Origin of the sequence: Nostoc edaphicum CCNP1411, assembly GCF_014023275.1 — a bacterium.
Taxonomy (GTDB): domain Bacteria; phylum Cyanobacteriota; class Cyanobacteriia; order Cyanobacteriales; family Nostocaceae; genus Nostoc; species Nostoc edaphicum_A.
In genome coordinates this window covers 3,864,736-3,888,108 of record NZ_CP054698.1, presented here as the reverse complement: position 1 = coordinate 3,888,108, position 23,373 = coordinate 3,864,736, and the positions used below count along the sequence as shown (strand labels likewise).

Here is a 23,373-nt window from a genome sequence, read left to right as displayed (position 1 = left end):
ATGGTATTATCCGCCGCACTTCTCTGTATTTTCAAAATAGCTTTCGATAAGCCTTACCTCAGAGGTAAGGGAGTCTTAAATGGACTACTGTTGGATGGAAGACCAGGCGCAAGTGGGTTAATGCTAGGTATAGGAGTAGGCTCTACTTTTTTGAGAACTGTGATTGCAAATCCTCTTTGCTGGGGTTGCTGCTTACCAGATATATCATTCACTAGCAGTCCGATTTGAGGCGGGAAGGCTTGATTGACTGGAAGCTTTATTGAGTCAACTGGTTTAACGTCATTGCCGTATGGCAAAAGTTTAACTTGAATATTTTCTCCCTCTACTCTCCAACTCAGAGTAGCAGATTCCCCTTCGTTGAGAACAACATTTGGTTGCTCACTACCGTTGATTCTAAAAGAGACAATCTTAAATGGTTTAGGTAATATTCCAATTTTTGATTCAGTCTTTTTAGAACTAATTTTATCACTCCCATTGTTGGGAAAAGCTTTAATTTCAAAGGAAAAGTTTCCGGCTTTATTTGCTGGCAGAGGAATATTTGTACATCGCAGTTGTTGATTTTGTTGTGTACAGAGTTTTTGAAGTTTAGGCTCTGCAAGATTACCTTGATTAAATTTATAAGTAATTGGTTCACTATATAATGTACCATCATCTGCACTGCCAGCAATTTGAACTTGTGCCAACAATAATGGCCGAGCAATTGCCCAGCTTAAAAGAATATTCTGACCTTTTGTATACTGTGGCTTATCTGCTTGGAAACTAAGTACTTCAGCAATTTGTTTTTCAGCTATTTCTACTTGGGTTGTTTGAGTGGCTACTTGGTTATTGGGAGAAAATAATTGTATACCACTACGATAAAAGGCTTGTAACTCAAAAGTGTAGTTTCCTTTTGTTTTCACTCCAGTTTTAACATTGCTACAAATTAGCTCTTGTTTCTCTTGCACCTGACAAGGAGGTATTTGATTAGCGCTTCCCTTACCCAGTGTTTCAGGAATGCCATTGCTAAAGTCATAAGTAATAGGCTGAATAGGTTGCGAACCTTTGGCTGTCAGAACCAACTTTTGCAACTGTTGGTAATTGTGAATATCCCACTTCAAAGCTACTTCATCCTCTTCCTCAGTAATTCGAGGATTATTAGCACTAAAGTTTTCTAATCTTAAAGGATCGGGATTTAAAATTCGCCAAATGATAAATCCTATTCCTCCTAATAAACCCAATACTGCTAAAATTAACAGAACAAATTGCCACCAAGGACGGGGTTTCCATACCAAAGTTCCTTGAGGCAATGTGTTAGGTAAGGGTAAATTTTGTGGGTCTTTGATGTCGAGTTGAAAGTTGATTACTAGCCCTGCACCAAACCACGGTCGTCGCCACCAAGGTCTGGGTTTAACCGTCAAATTGGCTACTGCGCTTCTATTGGGTAATAATCTTACTTCAGTAGGATCAAATTTATAAGTATATAGTTCTTCTTCATCCCGATTTTTTAAGCTTAATATCAGTTCGCGGACAATATTACCCCGATTAGCTAGTGATAATTCGTACTTGCCAAGGCTACGGCTAATTTGTCCTAAGATGGTATGAAGTTCTATATCTAGGCGATAATTTGTCGGAATTTGGATGTATACCAAATCCAACAGCACTAAGTCTGGAGAGTTTTCTGAATACAAGCGGATTGTTGGAGAATAGCTTCCCGCAAGAGTATCCCCAGGTGGGTGAAATTTCAACAATATTTGACCTTGAGTACCAGGGTTGAGTTCTAGTGCAGTCACATCAGACACCAATCCGGGGCCTTCAAATCCAGTTGCCGGATAATTGATTGTGAACCAGTCCTCATCTAAATCTGGGCAACTCAAGCGGAACCTATCTACAAGATGAGAGCGATTGTCTACTATTACCTCTACTTGCAGAGACTCACCAGGATTGAAAATTAGCGGTTTGTTGGGGTTGGTGTTTGGTCTAATGGAAAATGTCGGGTCATTCACCCGAATTGCAGTCTGTTCTGCTAGCAGAACTTTAATTTGATTTGGGAAGGTTATGGGAGTATCTTGGGGATAATGTAGAGGAGAATCTACGACTAGTGTATAGTCATAGGTTCCGGGGAAAGCATTTGCGGTAATTTGAAACTCAAATTTTACTTCGTCGCTATTCTGTTGGGGAGCTAATGCTAAACTTTCTCTGGGAGAACTAGACCAACCGGTTAAATTTTGAAATACTTCGTCAAAAACAAAATATAGGTCAATAACCGCACTCTGATCTCCCTGATTGATCACAACAACATAGAGTTCAATGGTATCTCCTGGCATTCCAAATTGAATTCCAGGTGGGTTGATAATAACTTGCAGTGGATTGAATTGAGCTTGCATCTTATCGACTCCCTTATTTGATGCGGTGTAGTTTGACTTGAAAATCTTCACTACCACTCACAATCATGGTTCCTTGATTAGTTTTCAAGTCGATACTATTGATTTTTTTAGAGCTTTGGTAAATTGTTTTACCTTCTGCTGCCTTTGTTTTGTCGAGTTTATGTTCGGGGGTTAAGTACCAAACCATGACTCGTCCATCATCGCCACCACTTACTAAGAGACTACCATCATCACTAAATGCCAGACTACGCACAGATGTTTTTGATGCTGACCAACGGTCTAGTGGTGAGCAATTGAGTTCTTTTATTTGTTCGAGTGGATTTGGATTTTTGACAGTTTGGCACTGATTTAAATTCCAAATCGTAATGAATCCCGCAGAATCAGAGGTTGCGAGGATTTTTTCTGCTGAGTTAGGAACAAAAGCCAATGCCCAAATATAGTCTTCACGTCCAACTAATGGGTCTAGTTTTTCTAGATTTTGCACTGATAAACCTGGGAATTGTTTATCAGACTGAGTTGGATTCCATTGCCATAAAATGAAACGCTTAAAGTTTCCGGCAATTACTAGAGTTTTTGCATCTGGACTGAGATTTAATGCCCGGACTTGGAAACCTGATAGTTTCAAGGTACTTTGGACATCGATAACTTGCGGTTCTGGCAGAAAATCGCTGTTAGGCGCTGGTCTTGACCATAATCTAACTTTACCACTGCCATAACCACTGAATAAGTTAAGTGAGTTGGAGGTAAAAGCTAAGTCAAAAACGCGATCGCCTTTTGCTTTAGAATCTTTAAGGTCTTGAAGTTGGCTAATCTTTGCACCTGATGGGACATCTCTGAGTTCAATTACACCATTATCTAGACCAACAGCAGCACGATCGTTTTGTAACGGCATGAAGCGTAAGACTTGTACTGCATCATCGGTAATCGCCATCAAACCCTTTGGCTGTTGTGGTTTATCACAGGCAACAGGCTGCCCAGGATATCTTACTGTATCGTCAGGATCTAAGCTATCAGCACCGATTCTCCAAAGTCTTAAGGTGCAATCATCTGAGCCACTGACCACAGATAAACCAATGCCACTAAAACGGACTGAGTTGACAGAACGTGTATGCATTACATCTCTTGGTTGCAGTATTAATGCTAGGAGTGCGGCTAAAAGTGCGATCGCAGCCAGTTGTAGCCATAAAGGTATAATTGGCAGAGTCTCTACTTCTAATGTCTGCGTGGCGGGGTCTGTACTCCCTAAACGTTGGTCGGATAATTCCGATTTAGCCTCCAGCAACAAAGTTTTACCTATTCCTATCCAAGGACGTTTTGTTTTAACATCCAGGATGATCTTACTTGTCTCTCCTAAATGGAGATTGGCAGTTTCGGGAAGCTTTTTGAAACTACATTTTCGCCAGTCTCTACCTTGAACCTGGATATTAATTTGCTGATTTAGATTGCTAGCATTTTTAAATAGTAATTCAAAGGCAGCTGTATCAGATTTCCAGTCAGGTAACCATGCCGATTTACTAGGAATTTTGAGGTGTTTTTCTGTGGTAGTAAAGTCTATAAAACCCACAGGTAAAACTTCAATCTTACCTTCAGCATTAGTTGGATAACCATTATTGCTAACAGCTTCAATACTAAAAGGGTAATTTTGACTGGGCGCTTGGACTACAGAAGGAGGTTGGCATTGAAATGTCGCTTCTACTAAACCACCTGGATCTAAGGATAATCGGCGTTCTGCACTGCCAGTTAGCCAAGATGGGTCAACACCTGTAAAACGTAGGACTACATCAGTCGGTTGTTGCCCCAAGTTCCGCACTCGTACTGGTATATCTACAGAATTGCGGGGATAAACTTGGAACTCTCGCACAGGCAATTCTACACTTAAATGCGTTGGTCTGTTGTCTCGCTCAATTTTCAGACGCAGCACCAGTCTGGATTGTTGTGCTAACTGTGGTGAGAAAATATTCACCATCAGGTTGACAGTACCGACAAATCCCGAAATGGGTGTATTGAATACAAAGACTTGAAAGATGGTACTACTGCCCGGTGGCTTGGCTGCTGCTACCTCTGGTTCGAGTCGATACCAGCGATATCCTGTGTTCCGGGTTTCTCCGGCGGCGGTAATTTCTATCTGAAAATTGACAAAGCGATCGCTATCATTATTGACAGTTACCTCAAATGAGACTGGGGTATCACCTGGACGAAAGGTTAGATTCTGAGTAGAAAGGCTGGCATTAATAACACTTTTTTCCATACTATTACTTATAATATTTTTTTATATTTTGGATGATTATCACTCAATACGGTTCAGTTAAGGGTTATTGGTGTAGGTAATTGGTCTTTGAAGACGCGATAAATCGCAGTCTCTACAAGTGTTTTGGTTTTATCTGAACTGTATTGGATTATCACTATGACAAAATTAATGTCTGTCAAAACTTGACAATAGTTTTTTTCCTTTGATTATTGAAATGTATATATTATTAAATATTGTGTAATAAATTTGTCAATTTATAAAAGTTATTTTCAGAAGCGATCGCAAATAGAGATATGAGTGAAAAAGAATGTAGAGACATAGCACTGCTACATCTCTACAAGGTTTTTGGATAATAGACCTCTTGCAGAATTATTTTATGGTAAGGTGGAGAGTTTTGAGATAAAACAGATGAGACATTCAAACAGCTAATAATGCGTAAGCGTAGCCCGTAGTAGACATCGCACTCACTCTTCCATAACTGGCGATGTCTAACGACAAGCCGCTACGCGTCTACGCTTTATTGAAAGTGTAGGGAATAGGATTTGTGAATTTGCAGAGTGACGCAGCTACGCCTGTCGTAGACATGAGTATTTTTAACAAACAAAATCTATTTAAATTACTTTTTATAAAAACTTAATATTTCTCAACTAAGTTTAAAAAAACTTGGGATTAAGTTCAGAATTTAAGAGCGATCGCTTTGTAAAGGTTAATTGATATTAGTTGTCAAACTGCTGGTGAAGTTAGAAACTAAGAAATACAACACACGCAATTATTTTATGACTGCTATTTCTAACCTTGAATTTAAACGGCCAATTTGGCAAACCGCGATCGCATTGACTTTGGGCTTTTGGCTCAGTGCTAGCGTCGTTTTAGACTGGGTAATTATGCCTAGCCTTTATCTTTCCGGGATGATGAGCCAAGCTGGTTTTACGACAGCAGGCTATACCATTTTTTGGAACTTCAATCGGATGGAATTATTATCTGCTGCTGTAGTGCTGACTGGGGCATTAGCTTTGGGCAAAACCCAATATCACTGGCGTATTCGCAGTGTTGCTTTATCTGCGCTACTGCTAACTATAGCTATGCTTGATACCTATTTCTTAACTCCGCAGATGTGCGCCATCGGTGTTCAACTGAACCTATTTGAAGCCGCTGCCGCTATTCCATCGACAATGAATTTACTACACGGCAGTTATTGGGTACTGGAAGTAGTTAAGCTGGTAGCTGGTGGCACACTTTTAAGTTGGTGCTGGCGGGAGCAATTTTAAATAGATGGAGAAGTATAACAGTGAGAATGTCCACTTATAAATCTCACGCCAAAGACGCAAAGAAATTCTTTGCGTCTTTTTGCTAGATATACCTTATAGGTTAATCAATGCCATATCTACGTAGAAGACAGAAGTTAGGAGGACAGGCTATTCATACAATTTTGTATTTATATTTGTGACTTTTAAAACGTAAAATTTTTCAGGAAAATTGCTACCATAAAATAATTCACTCATTTATAAGTGTAATTAAATAAGCATATAAAATTATCTTTTTCTGTACATTTTTAGCTTCTCCGGACATCCAAAGAAATAAAGATTAATAACAATTATCTGGAAGATACTATTAATTAGTTTTCATGTTTACTTTACTGATTTATCATGAAGTTTATATATTGCTGCTAACTTTTTTTGAAAATTATAGTAACCTGAGTTTTAGTGAGTACGTTACTTGTTATCTACCATCTAGCTGAAAAGAGCTATTTTACAGGTATGTACTACCAATCAAGAATTTGGCTTTAAGTTCTTGAATTTGTCACTCCAAACTGTGCAGGGTGACTATTTAGACCCACACAACATTAGAACCCGTTTCCAGTACTTATGAAGAGATTCCCTTCTGCTGATTTAGCCGCCTGTGCATCTCACCACACACCATCATGGCGGTAATTATCAGCTAACTCATCCTTGGTCGGAGGTTTAACATTATTGTTGTGCAAGTGATAATTTTGCCTAATCTTAACACTAAGAGTTGCTCCAATACTGTTCAGCTAACGTTTTAATGAAGATCCCTCCAACCCACGCCAGTCAGTCATGGGGGGAACCCTCAAGAACCTTCGGGTGAGCCTTGTTCCTGGCTAACGAGTTGTTTATGGGAGAAATCCCCAAAGCCACACTGCTTCACCGAACCGTATTAGCTCTACAATCACAAACCTCAGTATGACATTGATTTTTTTGAGTGCTTAGTTTTTAATCATACTTTTTCTCTTGATGAAGTTACCCTCAAGAATAAACTTCTTGGAAAAGTACCCGACGACTTTTGTCACGGCTATAAAAACATAGTTCGTCAGCGCGGATTTAAGGTCTAAAAGCCTTGCTTGAGAGCTATTTACATCTACATTACAGTAGATTTTGGTCGCTCTAGACTTTAGCATTAGGGACAAAAAAACCTTTGTAAGAGAATTCAAGCATCTACGATTTTAGGCTGCAAAATACGGATAACAATGATACTTTTGTGACTGATGGGCGAGAGCCAATGGTCTGGGCGTGACACTTGAGTTACTGTTAGATTGGCTAGATTAGCGAAAGATACAGAAAACCAATCTAATTTTTGAAATACTATATCCTGGCAACTAGTCAGGCAATTTTGCTATTGGAGAATAGCATGAATTGGTTTAGTTGTAACTTGTGCATTATAGCTTAACAGAGATTGGTGAATTAGGAGTTGGGGGGTGTGAAATCTCTGTACTAACTCAAATGTGACCGCTATATTTATCTGACAGTGCTCCCAACAAATTCGCGGTGAATTCCGAAAAGGTAATTCACTAATTTCGCCTGCAAATGTTAGTTTTATTCCAGAGCCATCCCAATGAAGACACTTCCGATTAGTAGATACAGGTTTTTCCAAAAGCTCCAGCCCCTATCTTTGTTGAAAAAAATCACTGGTAAGTCAGTTACTGGTTGTTTGCAAGTGTTTAGCACGTCAGGCTCTTGGTCAATATATATGGACGAGGGTAAGCTAATTTATGCCTGCTACTCAGAGAAAATGTTTGAGCCACTTTATAGAAACTTGCAAAGCTTGAGTCAGCAAATTTCTACTCTCCCTGGCGGAATCAAAGAACAGTTGCGAGCGATATTTGAAACTGGTATTGAAAATCAGGCAATACCAAATCCAGATTATCTGGCTATTTGCTGGTTAGTCAATCAGAAATATATTAGTCCTTCTCAAGCAGCGATACTGATAGAGCAATTGGCGTTAGAAGTTCTGGAGTCATTTCTGAACTTACAAGAGGGGAGTTATGAATTTATTCCTGAAAGCTTTCTGGATGACATGCCAAAGTTTTGCCATCTAAATCTCCGCTTACTAGTTGAACGATGTCAAATGCCTAGAAGTGTTGGCGAAGCATCTCGTAGAGAAGCGGCTTATTGTCAGACATCACCAGCTTCTCAATCAAATCCCTCAGAATTGTTCAAAATAAATGAGCTAAAACCTAAAAGCAAAAGTACACTAAATTCGTTTAGAACAAACGGTTATAAACCACCAGCCTACTCTATTAATACTAATGATAATAGGGGTCAGCAAATCATCCAACCACCTGTTGACAAGAAAATCTACACAATCTTTTGTATTGATGATAGTCCTACAGCATTGAATACTATTCAAAGTTATTTAGATGAGCAAACTTTTTGTGTTGTCGGAGTCACTGATTCTTTGAAAGCTTTAATGCAGATTGTTCACACAAAACCCGACATAATTTTGTTGGATATTTCGATGCCTAATTTAGACGGATATGAACTCTGCTCTTTGTTGCGTAAACACTCAAGTTTTAAAAATACGCCTGTGATTATGGTATCAGAAAAAGTAGGATTTCTAGAGAGGGCTAAAGCTAAGATGGTCAGAGCATCAGGCTATTTAACTAAGCCTTTTACACAAGGAGATTTACTAAAGGTAATATTTCAACACATTGTTTAATTTCTTAATATAAAAAAATAACTCCACTTAACCAATATATTTTTTTGGATATTGAAGGTTGAGTATTACCTGGATCGCTACTATTCTAGTTATAGAAGATTGTCTGAGTGAATTGAAATTAATAAGTAATTATCTCACAGATAGGGGTTACAATGTCATTAAGGCGACTAGTGCAGAAGAAGCTCTAAAAATTATTTTAGAAGAAAAGCCAGATGCGATTTTTACTGATGTTGTGATGCTGGAAATGAGTGGATTTGAATTGTGTCGCTTCATCAAAATAAATCCGACTAATCAAAATCGTGGGTTTTTGAGACGCGATAAATCGCCGTCTCTACAAGTGTTTTGGTCTTATCTGTATTGTATTAAAATCGGATAACCCCAAAAATCCAAAGCTACGCTTTGTCTACACTAACGGGAGTTAGACAAAAATTAAGTAGGGGTGATTCATGAATTAGTTAAAATTGTTGTGTAAGTTTTGTTTGTCAGTGATTACAAAGAGAGCGATCGCTCTTTTCCACTGTTACATTAGTCTTTAAATAATCCTGCACCCAATCACAGCTATATTTCAGCAGGTTGAGATGGAGAATTTTTTCTATATCCCACATAATCACAAGTTGGTCATCTCCGCCAGAGGCGAGGGTTTTGCCATCGGGGCTAAAGGCAACACTGCTCACATTAGACGTATGTCCATTTAGGGTGACGAACAAAGTGCCATCTGTCTTCCAGACTTTGATCGTATTGTCAAAACCTGCGGCTGCCAACATTTGACCATCTGGACTGAATGCGACTCTTGTTAAACCAATACTTTTACCATCTAAGATTCTCAGCAGAGTGCCATCACGTTTCCAAAGTCGGAGACGACCATCTCCGCCAGTGGAGGCAATAAATTGACTATTCGGGCTAATGGCAACTCCAAAAACTTCACTATTATGCCCTTCTAAGATTCGATCTGGTTTCTCCAACAGGCGATCGCTATTTTCTGAAGTCCAAAGTTTGATGGTACCATCAGCACTGGCAGAGGCGATAAACTGCCCATCTGGACTATAAACAATGTCCCAAATCCGCCCTGTATGCGCCTGGATAATTTGCTGGAGTTGGAATTGTCCATTAGCATCGCGTTGCCAGAGTCTTAGCTTGTAATCAAAACCCACAGTCACCAGCCGATTGCCATCAGGACTGTAGCTAACACCCAAAAGGCCGATACCTGGGCCTTCCAGAATGGTTCGCTGATTGCGGTCTAGTTGCCATAGTCTCACAATACCCTTAGAACCAACGATCGCTAAAGTTTGACCATCGGGGCTAAAATCGAGACTAAGCATTCGAGAATCTTCTTCAACAATAGTTCTGGCTAGAGAACCATCGCGTTTCCAAAGTTTTATTTCTTTGCCAGCAACGGAAGCTAGACGTTGCCCATCAGGGCTAAATGCCACCTTCCAGACCATTTCTTGATGGCCATTGAGTAGCTTTACTAAGGGTGAGTTGACTCTCCAGAGTTTGATGGTGTTGTCGTGGCCAGCAGAGGCGAGGGTTTCTCCATCAGGACTGAAGGCAATGGTTTGAATATTTGAGGTATGTCCCTGCAAAGTTCTTAATAAAGTAGCATTTACCGACCAAAGTTTAACGGTTTTATCAGAACCACCAGAGGCAATGGTTTGCCCATCATAACTAAAGGCTACACTAAATACTTCAGCGGTGTGCCCTTTAAAAGTTCTCAGTAAAGTGCCTTCTCGATTCCACAGTCGCACCATGTTATCTGCACCGCCAGAGACAAAAGTTTGTCCATCTGGGCTAAAAGCAACACTCCAAATAGTTGCCTTTCCGGCTGTGAATGTTTTGATTAGCGTTCCATCCAATCGCCAAAGCTTATTAGTGCCGCCTACCATGCTAGAAGCGATGATTTGACCATCGGGGCTGAAGGCAATTCCCCATATACCACGCTCATGTTTAAGAGTTCTGATTAAAGTGCCATCTAGTTGCCAAAGCTTAACGCTAAAATCGCCACTGGCAGAAGCGATTGTTTTTCCATCTGGGCTAAAGGCAACTCGCCACACCGCAGATTTATGCCCTTTGAGGATGGTTAATAATTTACCATCGATCGTCCAAAGACGGATAGTGCCATCAATGCCAGCAGCGACTATCTGGCGGCTATCCGGGCTGAAGCGGACGCTCTGTATGGTTGCAGTATGTGGTATTGTTCTCACCAGTGTTCCATCCCGTTTCCACAGCTTGACCGTGCGATCAATGCTAGATGAGACAATCCACTGGCCATCAGGGCTGAAATCAACACCTAAGACAATCCCTTGATGCCCTGACAGGTGATTGAATTCATCAGCACCGTAGACAGCTTGTTCTAATACTTTGCGGGTTTGGAGATCCAGCGTATGTGCATCTGCCAAATTTTGCAGATCGAGCCGTTGAAATTTCCGTCTGGCTTGGATTGCTTGTACCAATGCATCTAAGCGTTGATTGGAATTAAAACTACCATTGGAAGCAGCTGCGATCGCTCGTACCTCACTCAGTGATGCCTGTCGATTGGCATAGAGTGTTATGATTCCCAAGATAATCGCCGCTACTAGAGCCACACTTACCCCTAACAGTAGTCGTTGCTGAAGGCGGGCGTTCTTTTGTTCACTTGCCAATCGCGCTTCAGTTTCTTTAAGCTGTTCTACTTCCAGTTTTTGCTGAACTTCCCGACGTTCCAATTCTTGGCTAGCTGCTAAAAATCGATAGTCCAAATCGCTGAGACTTTTTCGCTGAGTCCAGTCCAAGACTTCTTGTAAGGCATTCCCCCGCAACAGGCGTGACTCATCTTGAAAGTCCGATGCTACCCAAGCATTGAATGGCTGTGAATAAGGGCGCAGATTGTCTAATTGCTTTAACACCCATTCAGCATTGAAAATACTGCGGTAGATCGGATTTTTAATTCTGAGATAGCCGTTATACCTCTCGACTAATCCCGATAGTAAAAGCTCTGTCTGTTCTCGACTATCATCTGTAGGCACGGGAGATATTGGAAATAGAGGATGCCCAGAGTCGCTAGTGTCTTCATTGAAAGCGACGGGAAACTCCAACTCCATCCCCAGGTGTCTGTAGAGAGATAGTCGCCCCGTCGCTTGGGGCATTGGGCATTGGGCATTGGTATGTTCTTTCCCATGCCCCATGCCCGATTCCCCATGCCCAAAAACTCCACCCACAAGGGGATGGAGTTTTTCATTCTTTACGTCCTCTATTTCCTCCGCTTGCAATACCTGCTGATAAAGACCTAACAAGCGTCCTGCTTGTTGTTGGTTGAAAAGTAGGCGATCGCGAATAGTACGGAGGTGTTCGGGTTCATCTTGTGATTCCCAGTGTTGGATAATGTGCGATCGCACCAATTCTTCCACCCAATCCGCTTCAGTTTTTGGGGATAGGATAATTTTCCGCTCTGATGTATTTAAGGCAGCTTGAAGAACTAACTGACAAAGTTTTTGAGTTAGAAACGGTTGTCCCCCTGTCCAATAGATTACCTCTTGCAGCACTACTTCTGGTTGGCTAATTGCTCCCTGTAACCCATCTAGTAATGGGTTGGCTTCATGCAATCGAAAGCCGTATAACTCTATAGCTGTTCCAATATTAAAAGGTGTCCGGCGTTTGTCAGCAATTAAGTCAGATGGACTGGCTACTCCAAACAACGCAAAGCCTAGGCGTCGAAAATTCGGATCGTGTGCCTGCTGATTGTAGCAATGACGAATCCAGGCAAAAAAGTCATTGACCGGAAAATTTAAACTCAGTAAACTATCAATCTCATCAATGAAGATAAAAATGCCTTTAGCTTTGCCATCTCCTTCACAATCGCTCTTGACATTTGGCAGCAAAATTTCTTCAACAAACTGGTGTAGCTTTTGTACAGGAGAAAGACCTGCTTGCATATCCCACCATTGCTTAAAGTTGACATGTTCAACCAGATTTAACCCGTAGAACATGCTGACAATGATTCCTTTATACCATTGTGCTGATGTCGTATCCTCACTACCCAATTGAGTTACGTCTAAATAAATACATTTATAGCCTTCTGACTTGAGACGACGACTTATTCGCTGTAGTAGAGATGATTTACCCATTTGGCGAGAGTTAAAGACATAGCAAAAATCACCACCTTTGAGACTGGTATAAAGTTTTTCGTCTGCCTGACGCACAACATAAGTGGGATCATCACTGTGGAGGCTACCGCCAACTTGGTATCTCATGCAAAATTGTGATTGGGAAAGGAGGAGTCAGAATTCAGGAGTCAGGAGTCAGAATTCAGGAGTCAGGATTCAGAATACTATATCTATGGCACACCGTCTCCTTCGCAAAGGGTCTTGTAGAGAAAAATGGAGACTAATGGGTATATTGGTGATGCGATGCCTAGATTGGGCTACGCCTACGCAGATAGAGAAACGACGGCGCAATGATTTGCCTTTGCTCAAAGTCAGAGAGTTGGTTGAATCAGTCAAATTCTGTTTTTGTCTAACCATAGCTAACCTTGACCCGGAAAACATGGCAGATTACTTGAATAAGTACCAAAAGTCTGACAGGAAAACCATACTAATGAGAATTTGGACTACTACTGCTGTGCTAGCTTCTTTTTGGCTAATATCTGGAGTCATAAGTTCTGAGCCAATCAACGCTGCTGCTGTTTTGGTACAAAATGCTATATCGTCTCCGACACCAACGAATGCTAAACAGATTACTGTCAGTAACACCGAGTTTGGACTGAAGAGGGTTGACTCTAAAGGAAACGTTACCATTTTCCAGACAAAAAGAGTGCCACTTCAAGAAGGAAATACCTATGGATGGCGGATTAAACTCAAAGACTACCAAGGTGAAGTGAAATGGCGCGAAGTCTTGCGTTTACCAAAACCTCCAGAAACTTGGGGTACAGATAGTGGTGAAGATTTCTCAATGTCAGTAGACGGAAAGACATCTGTGACGCGACGCACACAGTCGGCTCCAGAGGGTGTGATTGAGAATTTTTGGACGATTACTCCTGGCGATCCAGTTGGTAAGCATAGAATAGAAGTCTATATTGATGACCGTTTGATCAGCACTTTCGAGTTTGAAATGATCCCAGTAAAGTAGATGTGAAAGGTATTGAGAATTGGGGACTGGGTATTGGGTATTGGGTATTGGGTATTAAGTAAGAAAACTTTTCCCCATTCCCCATTCCCCAATCCCTTAAAACTGAGGAGTATCTTAGAGATAGAAGTTTGATTCTTGTTGAGTGGCGATCGTGAATACAGAGGAATTCCTGCGATTGATCGAAAAGCAGCGCCCATGTCCTCAGACATTGCCAAAAGGGCTGCAAGCAATGTGGTATGACAAGAAAGGTGATTGGAGTAAAGCTCATGAAATAGTTGCAAATGCCAGCGATGCCGATAGTGCCTGGGTTCATGCTTACCTGCACCGCAAAGAAGGCGATTTAAACAATGCCCATTTCTGGTATCTACGCAGTGGTCAGCCAGAATTTCCAGGAGAACTAAGCCAAGAATGGGAACAAATAACTTCTGTATTGCTAAAGAAGGTGAACGCGACGCATGAATGCTGAAGAATTAAAAAGGCGTTTTGCCGCAGGGGAAAGATATTTTCCAGCTGTCAACTTGAGTAGTAACAAGCTGATTGGAGCCTATTTGCCTGGAATTAATTTATGGGGAGCAGATTTGAGTGGAGCTAACCTAGCTAAAGCTAAACTCTGGGGAGCAGATTTGAGTGGAACTAATTTAGCCAAAGCAAACTTGACCAGAGCTAATTTAAGCGGTGTCAAACTGAATGAAGCAAATCTCCGGGGAGCTAAACTCAACTATGCCAAGTTGTATGGAGCGAATCTAACTGGCGCTTACTACGATGAAAGTACGCGATTTTCTAGAGGTTTTGACCCCATCAGTAGAAATATGCGGAAGGTGTGAAGGGGAATGGGGAATGGGGAATGGGGAAAAGTTTCATCTTGTTCCCAGCCTCCAGGCTGGGAACGAATTCCGCGAGGCTCTGCCTCTGGTTAAGCCGCTGGAGGCGGAGCCTCCCAGAATGGGTTCCCAGCCTAGAGGCTGGGAACCAGTCAGGAAAAGGGCTTTATCTTAACTTAGTGCCATTCGGATTAGTCCCCAATTCACAATCCTCTTTCAATAATTGATATATGTTTATCTGAGCCATTTAACATAGACGATACCAACATTTCTTCAAAGACTTTGGAAAGAGCAGTTTGAAAACGCTGACGATGCTTGAGTTTGAAAAAAGGTCGAACTATTTCTGCGTAGGCGTAGCCCGCCAAAGGCATCGCACCGTTGCTTTCTCTATTATCAATAACTCGAATTGCCCGCAGAGTCCCCAACTGGATTTCTTTTTTTACCATCAACTCAGAAATTCCAGTTGCACCTACGCCATTTTCAATCGCTGCTTTTGCCATTTCACCACTGGTAAACACTAAAATTACATTCAGTTCACTGAGATTGATTCCCCAATTTTGCAACGCTTCCTCAAACCTTTGCTGGGTTCCAGATTCCCGCACCCGCATTACCCAAGGTGTTTGAGTTAGTTGGCTTAAATCAACTTCTCCCCACTCAAACCAAGGGTGGTTTTGACCGACCACAATTTGCAAGCGATCGCTCCCCACTATTTCGTACTCTAAAGTATTCTGAAGCGCTGGCTTCACATCTCCCTCCACCAAACCTAAATCAAACTGTCCCATCGCTGTACCGACACAAATCGTTTCTGCATTGGCAAGGGTACAGTCAATCTGGATACCAGGATATTGACTCTTAAACTCACTAATCTTACTTGGTAGCCAGTAGTTACCAATTGTCAGGCTTGATCCTAATTTCAATTCACCCCGTTGCAGATTGTTCAATTCTCGCAATCCCCTTTCAGTTAAGGAAACTTGATCAAGAATTTTCTGCGCTTCCACTTGCAGTAATTTACCCGCTTCAGCAATCTCGATATGGCGACCAATCCGATGGAATAGTTTCACTCCGTATTCTTGCTCTAAGTTGTGGATCGCTGCACTGACGGCAGGTTGTGTAATATAAAGCTCCTCTGCTGCGCGAGTAAAGTGTAAGTTGTGCGCCACAGCCAGAAAGATTTTTAGCTGCTCAAGCGTCATTCCTGCCATTTATCGTATCCCTAAAACTTATTGTCAAAATTTTAATCACTTTCATTTATCATTTTGACAAATAAAAGCATTTGATTCTATCGGTTAGTTTGACTAAAGTATAAATCAAGGCTTTCTACTTAGTCATTGGTCAAACCAATTAAAAATTAAAAATGTAAAATTAAAAATTGCAAGACGCTCGCGGACTCGCTAACGCTGCGCTATCAGTAGGGGCTTGAACCCGCTACTGATTGTAGACCACTAAAATCTTTGATTTAGTGGGGCTTGTACCCAGAATTAATTAATTAAAAATTATTATTTCTTTCAATTTTTAATTTTTAATCTTTAATTTTTAATTCAAACTGGTCATTGGTCATTTATCATTTGTCCTTTGTAAGTTACCAATGCCCCACGCTCAATTACCAAGCATCAAAATAAGGATTTCCACAAATGAGTGGTTTAGTAACTGCAATTACCACAGGGATCACGGCATTCACTGCCACCAACATCGATGATATTGTCATTTTGACGTTGCTTTTTTCACAAATAAGTAAAACGTTTCGCAGTCGTCACATCCTTGCTGGTCAGTATCTCGGTTTTGCTGCATTGATCATTGCTAGCCTTCCCGGTTTTTTCGGTGGACTCATCATCCCCCAGGACTGGATTAGACTACTTGGTTTAATGCCAATAATCATTGGTGTAAGCAGTTTACTGAAACGCGAAGAGGATTCACCAGAGGAAACCGAAGCAGAAACCGAGCCGTCTTGTCCCTCTGTACTTACCAGTTTTATCTCTCCACAAACTTGCAATGTCGCTGCGATCGCCTTTGCCAATGGTAGTGACAACATCAGCATATATGTGCCTCTGTTTGCAAACTCAGAATTAGATAGTCTGCTCGTGATACTAAGTGTATTTTTTACGCTAGTTGGCGTATGGTGTTATACCGCTTATAAGTTAACCTACTTACCTGCGATCGCAAACTTTTTAACTGAAAACGGCAATACTTTTGTGCCTTGTATCTTAATTGGTTTGGGCGTGTTTATTGTCACAGAAAATGTTACTTGGACTCTTTTATCTGTAGTTTCTAGTTATATATTCTCATTGATTTTAGGTTCCAATACTCAGCCGTCGAGTGAAGAACAAGAAAAATTAACCGTCTAAAAAGAGGTACATCATGAACTTACTCACCAAAATGAATTTCCAACTGCAAAATATCTTATCTATCAACAGGAATCAAAACATGAAAATCTGGAAATCTCTGCTCATTGTCTTAATGATTGTCGCCAGTTTTGCCTTTGCTCAACCTTCTTTTGCTGATAGACCAAAATTTAGCAAAAACCCTGATTACATCGAAGTCACTAAAGCCCTTAATGAACTGACTCAGACAAAAGATGCCCAAACTCAAGTTGAAGGTCTGACACCAGAAGAAATTCAAAAGAGAACCGAGGAATTAACCCTACAAAAATATGCTTTAGAGACGGGAATCAACTGGGGTCAATGCAACAACCAAACAGGTAATACCATAGCCGTATATGGCAAAAGACCAAATGATGAAGACGATGAAGATGCCGTATACGACAATGGTCTGTATTTTCTAGCTGATGGTCAGTCCACTAAGAATAACTGGGATTGTGATGGAATTTATCTACCAAATGATGTCAAGGTAGCAAATTTTACTTCTAGTCCTAATGGGCAAGGTCAAGAATTGACAGGAGCGGCTGCTCTCAAGATACTTGATGGAACTCAGTTAGTTATTAAGACGAATCCAGATAATGCTGCGATTGAATTGAATGTTCCGACAGTGAAAGTTCTGAACAGCAAAGAAGCTAACTGGTTTATCCCAGATATATCGCAGGATATCATAAATACACGAGTTCCTAATGCGCCTAGCAATTAGTCTTGAAATAGAACTGCATATTCTATTTTTGAATGATTGTTCTAAATTTAAATAGGGTAACAGCCAAAATCAGAGACAAAAACAGGAAAAGTACTGGTGAAAAATCTCTTTGATCTCGGCTGTTTTTTTATGACCCCTATATTAATTGCAGTTGCTCTATACCATCAATTAATTACGAATTACGAATTATTCGGTCAGGCTTGTTTTATTTAGATATCTGCATTAAAATAAATTTTGAAAAAAATGTACAATCACAATAGATATATTTCAGTAGCGCAATTATTGCGCTGTGTACAATTCATCTGGAAAGAGATTTCCTACCACCTTCGCATTTTTTTGATCAGAGCCGCTTTGGGGATAAGGGTGTTATTGATGCAGTTAAAATTGAAACCTACAGAAGAAGATAAAGAGAAAAAAAAGGCAGGACGACTGAATCCGTCCCGAATCCGAGATCATTTAGCAAATGAGCGTACCTACCTCGCTTGGATGCGGACAGGGATCGCTCTTTTAGGTTTTGGTGTCGTTATCGTGCGTTTGCGTGCCTTCCATGTACCTTTAGTACCCCGTCCTGGCAACGGCTGGAAATTAGGTTTAGTCTTCTCACTGGTGGGTTTGATCACGGTGTGGCTGTCAACGTCACACTATTTTGCAGTCCGTCGTGATATCGAAGAAGATACTTATGAACCAACAGACCGCTGGGTGTTGTTGTTCAGTCTGGCTGTGATGATTCTCGGCGCTGGGGTAATCTATTTTGTTTTTACAACTTCTTTAGATCCAATGAGTCCACTTATCCCTGAGTAATACAGCAGAATTCAGAATTCAGAACTCAGAATGGGCTACGCCTATTACGCTTTCTGTTAAACAAGAAGCCTACAGTGACGCTTCGCTTACACAGTAGGTAGTTCAGAATCGTATTTTATACAACTCGAATAATTCCCCTGATTTTTGCGCTACTACTTTAGTACCAGACGCTTTCATTGTTTTTTCCCACTTAGCCAAAGGCTCTAAAAACACCTCGGCCCCTAAATAGGTTTCCAGAACTGCCCAATCTTCTGCTAAAGGCTGTTCTGGATTGAGGATGTCGAACACAAAATGTCCACCTGGTTTTAACACCCGCTTGACTTCTGCCAATACAGCATTCCAGTATTCGAGGGGAAAATAGCAGCTGAATCCGGTTGCGATCGCTAAGTCAAATTGCTCTGATGGATAGTTTAGCTGATGGGCTGCCCCCAACTCAACACCTTTGAACAGCTTAGAATTCAACTGCGGCCCACGAGAATTAAGGGTATCGCGTGCCATATTACTGATTTCTTGCCCATGAAAAAATGCTTGCCAATCCCGCCAAGGATAAATTAAGAAGCTTATACCACAGCCAATATCTATACAGTGCTGGTTTTTTTGAGGTTTAGCAATTTCCCAGAAAGGGGAAGCAATTCTCCCTGAGAAACTCCCAGCAATCCACTCACGGAATATCGGCATCGCCTGGACTTCTGTTGGGAGTTCAAATCTTTCACCTTGATACTCTCGGTTAAAGCGATAGGCTATTTGGGCTAATCTTTCGTCCCACTGGGTTGATTTGGGTGAACTAAAGAGATTTTGGAACTGAGAATCGGACTTTTTAGACATTTAGGTTTTTGCTACTCTTTCTAAGGATTGTAGTCAAATTCGCTTTGCGATCGCTAAATAAATATCAATAATCTAGCAATAAATTTCTCCATAGGCATAGCCCATCGTAGACATCGCATTATGATAAAGTAGTAGGCAGTATTGGATAAATAATGATTGTCAACAAGAAAGCAGTATCTAATAATTAGCCAATTCCTTTCAGGAACCTATCAAAATTAATCTGTTGATTTGCTTACTTGTAAAAACCAATGCAAGCAATTGCAATTGCTTCTGTATAACCAATCAAGATTATGTTGAAATTCTATCCAGTACGCAAATTACAGTAGGGAATTTAACAGTTAATAACTGAGATTACTTATTTATTCAGTATCTTTAAAATCTAAAAGCACACATAAGTCAAGCGATACTGTTATAAATAATTTTCTGATATTTCTATATAAACTTATGATGAACTCATTCAGAAAATATTCTGTAATTTTGCGTATAATCGAAAAGTATCTGCTAAACCTCTCAGCTTGAGGTTTTCTTACCTCAGCAACTTTTGTGTGGGTAAGAATTATCAACTAGGCAAAAGCAAAACACACCAATCCTGACTGAGTACTATTCTTTTGTTCGCAGGAAGCATCGTCTTTATCTCCCAATAATGACGATGAATCCTAATAAAATCTTCTGGAGAAGAGATGTATTTGGCAAATTCATTCATGAGTGATGAAAAGAAGCAAAACTCTCACCAGCCTTTGATTTTGGCAGTGGAAGACCATGATGATAGTCTCCTCCTAATTAGTTATGCCCTTGAGTCAATGGGTTGTAGATTTATTTGTCAAACAGATTGTTCTGCAACAGTTCTGGTAGCTAAAGAGTATCAACCAGACTTAATTTTGTTGGATATTTTGTTACCAGGACTTAGCGGTATCGATGTTGTACGTCATCTGAAGCAAGAACCCCTAACTTGTACAATTCCAGTGGTAGCAGTCACAGCTTTAGCTAGCAGGGAGGATCAAGAACGTATCCTGAAAGCGGGGTTTAATGATTACATTAGCAAACCCTATATGATCGAGGATTTGGAGGCTATAATTAGCCGCGGGCTTGGGAAAAGATTGGGTATTCACTCTGCTTTTGAGCTTTGTCAGGATTAACAGTCCAGCAAAGAGATATAAAGGTGAAGGACAAGAACTTAAGTGTTCTTAGGTAGTTGTACAGTAAATAAACTACCTTTACCTAATTCAGAGGTAACCTGGATAGTTCCTGCGTGCCCTTCTACAATTCGGTGAGATAGATGTAGTCCTAAGCCACTACCTGAGCGTTTATTTCTGCCTTGGCGAAATCGCTCGAAAATTGTTGCTTGATCTTCAGGCGCAATTCCATATCCTGTATCTTGTATCTCAATTGTCACTGAATCTGGATTTCCTGGATGAGGTAATTTTTCAAAAATGCGGATTGTTATGCCTCCTGTATCTGTAAATTTGATCGCATTTGCGATCAAGTTGTTTAGCACTCGCCGTAGTTCCAAGCGATCGCCCATAATAAGACCAGCGTTTTTACTCAGTGGATTTAATTTACTAGTGTCTATTTTCAGAGTCAAACCTTTTTCACTAGTTAAAGGAATTAGTTCGCTCACTACTTCTTGAGATATCTCACGTAAATCACAGACCTCCCAATTCAACGTTTTTTTACCTGCTTCAAAGCGATAGACTTCTAACAGGGTGTTCACCATTTCCATTAAATTTTGGTTGCTGCGAATCATAACTGCGATCGCCTGTTTCATTTCCGGCGAAATTTTGCAGAATGTTTCCATTTCAAACAAACTCAACATCCGATCGGCGGCTACTAAAGGAGTTCGCAAATCATGAGTCAGACGGGAAACAAAGTCTTCCCGTTGGCGGGCCATTTTTTGTTGTTCGTCTAGACTTTGCTTGAGACGCAATAGCGATCGCACCCGTGCCAGTAGTTCATCAGTATCAAATGGTTTCCGAATAAAATCGTCAGCACCAGCATCCAAACCTTCGACAACGCTGGATTCGTGAAAAGCAGTAATCAACAGAATTGGAATATAAGAGATTGCAGGGTTCTTCCGAATTCTACGGGTGACTTCATAACCATCCATTCCCGGCATCATCACATCTAACAGAATCAGATCGGGTGGAGATTGGTCAATTTGCCGCAAAGCCTTTATTCCATCTGAAGCCAAATCAATTTCATATCCCTCACTTTCTAAAATTGTTTGAACCAAAATAAGATTATCTCGAGTGTCGTCAACTGCGAGGATACGATAAATTTTATTATTTTCAACTACAGACATGATTTATCTACTTTTATCAGTTTTTTTGTTAAGTAATTTATAGTTTAAATTTAGGATATCCTATTGGTGCTTTCCTGGTTTGAGAAGATGATTGATGTGGATTGTTAGCAGAGCAAAAAACCCCATCGCCATCTAATTGTGAAGTTGGAGTATCGGCTCCTACAGTCGGCAATGTAATTTGACGTGGCAATTCAATTTTAAACGTTGAGCCAATCCCCAACTTGCTCTCAAGAAATATTTTACCGCCCATCATTCGCACCAGCGAATCTACAATTGCTAAACCCAGACCTGTGCCTGGATATTTGCGAGTGATAGTTTGATCGACTTGCCGAAATGCTTCAAAAATACGTTTAAAATCTCTGGGTGCTATGCCAATACCTGTATCTCGAACAATAATTGATACTCGATTTGCAGGCAGTTCTTTAACCTCAATCCAAATCTCACCAGAATCTGTGAATTTAATGGCGTTGGAGAGCAGGTTAATTAAAATCTGTTTGACACGAACTGGATCATTAAATACTAAAGGATTTTGCGAATCTATTTGAACTAACAATGAGATATTTTTGGCATCAGATAGGGAACGCATTTCACCCACAGCGAGATTTATTACCTTTGATATGTCAAATATTTCCGCCTTTAAATCTAATCGTCCTACCTCCAGCTTAGAAAAGTCGAGAACTTCATTGAGTAACATCAGCAAATTCTTGCCATTATTCAAAATGCGCTCAACCATATCTGCTTGCTGGTGCGTTAGTTGACCAAACTTAGGACGCAATAGTATTTGCGAAAAACCAATAATCGCATTCATTGGCGTTCTGAGTTCGTGGGACATAGTTGCCAAAAAATGTGATTTTAGCAGTGATGCCTCCGATAGCTTGAAGTTTTGTATTTGAATCTGTTGCTTTTGTCTCTCCAACTCTTGATTCTTACGAGTGAGTTGTTCATGACTTTCTCTGAGTTGCTGGTTTGCTAAAGCTGCCTGCATTTCAGCCCGATAAATCCGAATCGCACTCCGCAAAACCTGTGCCAAGGCTTCTGGAGATATCCTAGACTTAGAGAGATAGTCTGTAGCACCAGCTTCGATTAATTGAACAGCAATTTGTTCATCTCCTTGACCAGTTAAGACTACTAAAGGAACTTGAATTTCCGAAGAACGTAGCTGTTGGATCAAGGTTAGTCCATCCTGGTCTGGTAAGCGATAGTCGAGAAAAACACAATCATAGGCAGTAGTGCTTAAAGCGGAGAACGCATCATTACCATCGCCTACTTCAGACAGTTCCATCTGAACACCTGCTTTAGTCAGGGCACAACGAACTCTCATCCGGTCTACTTCGTCATCGTCTACAACCAAAATTTTCAGCGTCTCTTCCATCGGTTTTTATTTTCGCCGCCAAACATAGGTTGATGTATAACATTTCTCTTTTCAGATTATCCAACTAAAGAATATAAGATTTCGGACATCTAAAATCTGTAACTTGATTGACTAAGACATTTTGCATAATATCCATTATCTGTTGAGCGTTGGCATTATCTCAACAAAGGTATGAAAGGTCAAAGGCTTCATATATATCCAGTTCGGGCATTTCCTGGGGTTAAATTCAGTCTGTTGTATCCTCAATCTGATTAATTTACCAGAGTCTGGGAATTAAACTCATAGCAAATGACCAATGGTTCTCAAAAAATTAGCAATTAACAAGCTGAAAACTATTGATCTGAAAACAGCAGACAGAGCTGATATAAAGTAAAATAAAATACTTTACTAAGCTTAAAACAATTGTAAATGAGTGAACGAGCGACCGTCGTCAGCCATTGGTGAGAGTTGCATACAATTATCGTGTACCATAAGCTTGAACAGTTTTACCCATTAGATTGATTAGATTAGGT

The 23,373-nt window shown here is 40.5% G+C and carries 17 protein-coding genes; 10 read left to right on the top strand and 7 right to left on the bottom strand.

What is annotated here, in order from left to right:
* Positions 1-53 precede the first annotated feature (53 nt).
* Together HUN01_RS18950 and HUN01_RS18945 are read right to left on the bottom strand one after the other, a co-directional pair.
* Complete coding sequence (locus HUN01_RS18950; RefSeq protein ID WP_181927492.1) at positions 54-2,363, bottom strand: COG1470 family protein; 2,310 nt, start codon at positions 2,361-2,363, stop codon at positions 54-56.
* 13 nt (positions 2,364-2,376) lie between these two features.
* Positions 2,377-4,611, bottom strand: a complete 2,235-nt coding sequence (locus HUN01_RS18945) for a hypothetical protein (protein ID WP_181927491.1) — start codon at positions 4,609-4,611, stop codon at positions 2,377-2,379.
* Between the two features lie 776 nt (positions 4,612-5,387).
* Between HUN01_RS18945 and HUN01_RS18940 the strand changes: the two genes are divergently transcribed.
* The 3 genes from HUN01_RS18940 (at position 5,388) to HUN01_RS18930 (ending at position 8,941) form a co-directional block, all read left to right on the top strand.
* The gene (locus tag HUN01_RS18940) at positions 5,388-5,879 is read left to right on the top strand and encodes a hypothetical protein (protein ID WP_181927490.1); all 492 of its coding nucleotides are present in this window, start codon (positions 5,388-5,390) and stop codon (positions 5,877-5,879) included.
* 1,582 nt (positions 5,880-7,461) lie between these two features.
* Positions 7,462-8,565 carry a response regulator gene (locus tag HUN01_RS18935; protein ID WP_181927489.1) on the top strand — a complete coding sequence of 368 codons (1,104 nt, stop codon included), beginning with the start codon at positions 7,462-7,464 and terminating at the stop codon, positions 8,563-8,565.
* Between the two features lie 58 nt (positions 8,566-8,623).
* Complete coding sequence (locus HUN01_RS18930) at positions 8,624-8,941, top strand: response regulator (protein WP_181927488.1); 318 nt, start codon at positions 8,624-8,626, stop codon at positions 8,939-8,941.
* A gap of 106 nt (positions 8,942-9,047) precedes the next feature.
* Here the strand turns inward: HUN01_RS18930 and HUN01_RS18925 are convergent, their stop codons facing one another.
* The gene (locus tag HUN01_RS18925) at positions 9,048-12,791 is read right to left on the bottom strand and encodes an AAA-like domain-containing protein (RefSeq protein ID WP_181927487.1); all 3,744 of its coding nucleotides are present in this window, start codon (positions 12,789-12,791) and stop codon (positions 9,048-9,050) included.
* Between the two features lie 85 nt (positions 12,792-12,876).
* On the opposite strand from HUN01_RS18925, the gene HUN01_RS18920 reads away from it, so the two are divergent.
* The 3 genes from HUN01_RS18920 (at position 12,877) to HUN01_RS18910 (ending at position 14,489) form a co-directional block, all read left to right on the top strand.
* Entirely contained in the window at positions 12,877-13,665 is a 789-nt protein-coding gene (locus tag HUN01_RS18920) for a hypothetical protein (RefSeq protein WP_338044488.1), read from the top strand.
* A 151-nt stretch (positions 13,666-13,816) separates the two neighbouring features.
* Positions 13,817-14,131, top strand: a complete 315-nt coding sequence (locus HUN01_RS18915) for a hypothetical protein (protein WP_181927486.1) — start codon at positions 13,817-13,819, stop codon at positions 14,129-14,131.
* Positions 14,121-14,489, top strand: coding sequence for a pentapeptide repeat-containing protein (locus tag HUN01_RS18910; protein ID WP_069068727.1), 369 nt, complete (start codon positions 14,121-14,123; stop codon positions 14,487-14,489). The genes HUN01_RS18915 and HUN01_RS18910 overlap by 11 nt, the downstream gene beginning before the upstream one ends.
* Before the next feature lie 200 nt (positions 14,490-14,689).
* Here the strand turns inward: HUN01_RS18910 and HUN01_RS18905 are convergent, their stop codons facing one another.
* On the bottom strand, positions 14,690-15,688 hold the full coding sequence (locus HUN01_RS18905; RefSeq protein ID WP_181927485.1) for a LysR substrate-binding domain-containing protein: 999 nt from the start codon (positions 15,686-15,688) through the stop codon (positions 14,690-14,692).
* 429 nt (positions 15,689-16,117) lie between these two features.
* Here HUN01_RS18905 and HUN01_RS18900 point away from each other — a divergent pair, with 429 nt between their 5' ends.
* The 3 genes from HUN01_RS18900 to HUN01_RS18890 all read left to right on the top strand — a co-directional run bounded on the left by HUN01_RS18900 (position 16,118) and on the right by HUN01_RS18890 (position 18,365).
* A complete protein-coding gene (locus tag HUN01_RS18900; RefSeq protein ID WP_181927484.1) occupies positions 16,118-16,828 on the top strand; it encodes a cadmium resistance transporter in 711 nt (236 codons plus the stop codon).
* Between the two features lie 79 nt (positions 16,829-16,907).
* Positions 16,908-17,564: a hypothetical protein gene (locus HUN01_RS18895; protein ID WP_181927483.1), complete on the top strand. Its 657-nt coding sequence runs from the start codon at positions 16,908-16,910 to the stop codon at positions 17,562-17,564.
* Positions 17,565-17,807: 243 nt separating this feature from the next.
* On the top strand, positions 17,808-18,365 hold the full coding sequence (locus tag HUN01_RS18890) for a YidH family protein (RefSeq protein WP_338044487.1): 558 nt from the start codon (positions 17,808-17,810) through the stop codon (positions 18,363-18,365).
* 102 nt (positions 18,366-18,467) lie between these two features.
* Here the strand turns inward: HUN01_RS18890 and HUN01_RS18885 are convergent, their stop codons facing one another.
* Positions 18,468-19,190: a class I SAM-dependent methyltransferase gene (locus HUN01_RS18885; protein WP_181927482.1), complete on the bottom strand. Its 723-nt coding sequence runs from the start codon at positions 19,188-19,190 to the stop codon at positions 18,468-18,470.
* 680 nt (positions 19,191-19,870) lie between these two features.
* Here HUN01_RS18885 and HUN01_RS18880 point away from each other — a divergent pair.
* Positions 19,871-20,326: a response regulator gene (locus HUN01_RS18880; RefSeq protein ID WP_181927481.1), complete on the top strand. Its 456-nt coding sequence runs from the start codon at positions 19,871-19,873 to the stop codon at positions 20,324-20,326.
* Between the two features lie 38 nt (positions 20,327-20,364).
* On the opposite strand, the gene HUN01_RS18875 is transcribed toward HUN01_RS18880, so the two are convergent.
* Together HUN01_RS18875 and HUN01_RS18870 are read right to left on the bottom strand one after the other, a co-directional pair.
* Positions 20,365-21,489 (bottom strand): hybrid sensor histidine kinase/response regulator, encoded by a 1,125-nt coding sequence (locus tag HUN01_RS18875; protein WP_181932535.1) that lies wholly within the window; start codon positions 21,487-21,489, stop codon positions 20,365-20,367.
* A 37-nt stretch (positions 21,490-21,526) separates the two neighbouring features.
* Positions 21,527-22,861: an ATP-binding response regulator gene (locus tag HUN01_RS18870; protein WP_181932534.1), complete on the bottom strand. Its 1,335-nt coding sequence runs from the start codon at positions 22,859-22,861 to the stop codon at positions 21,527-21,529.
* Positions 22,862-23,373: the final 512 nt, after the last annotated feature.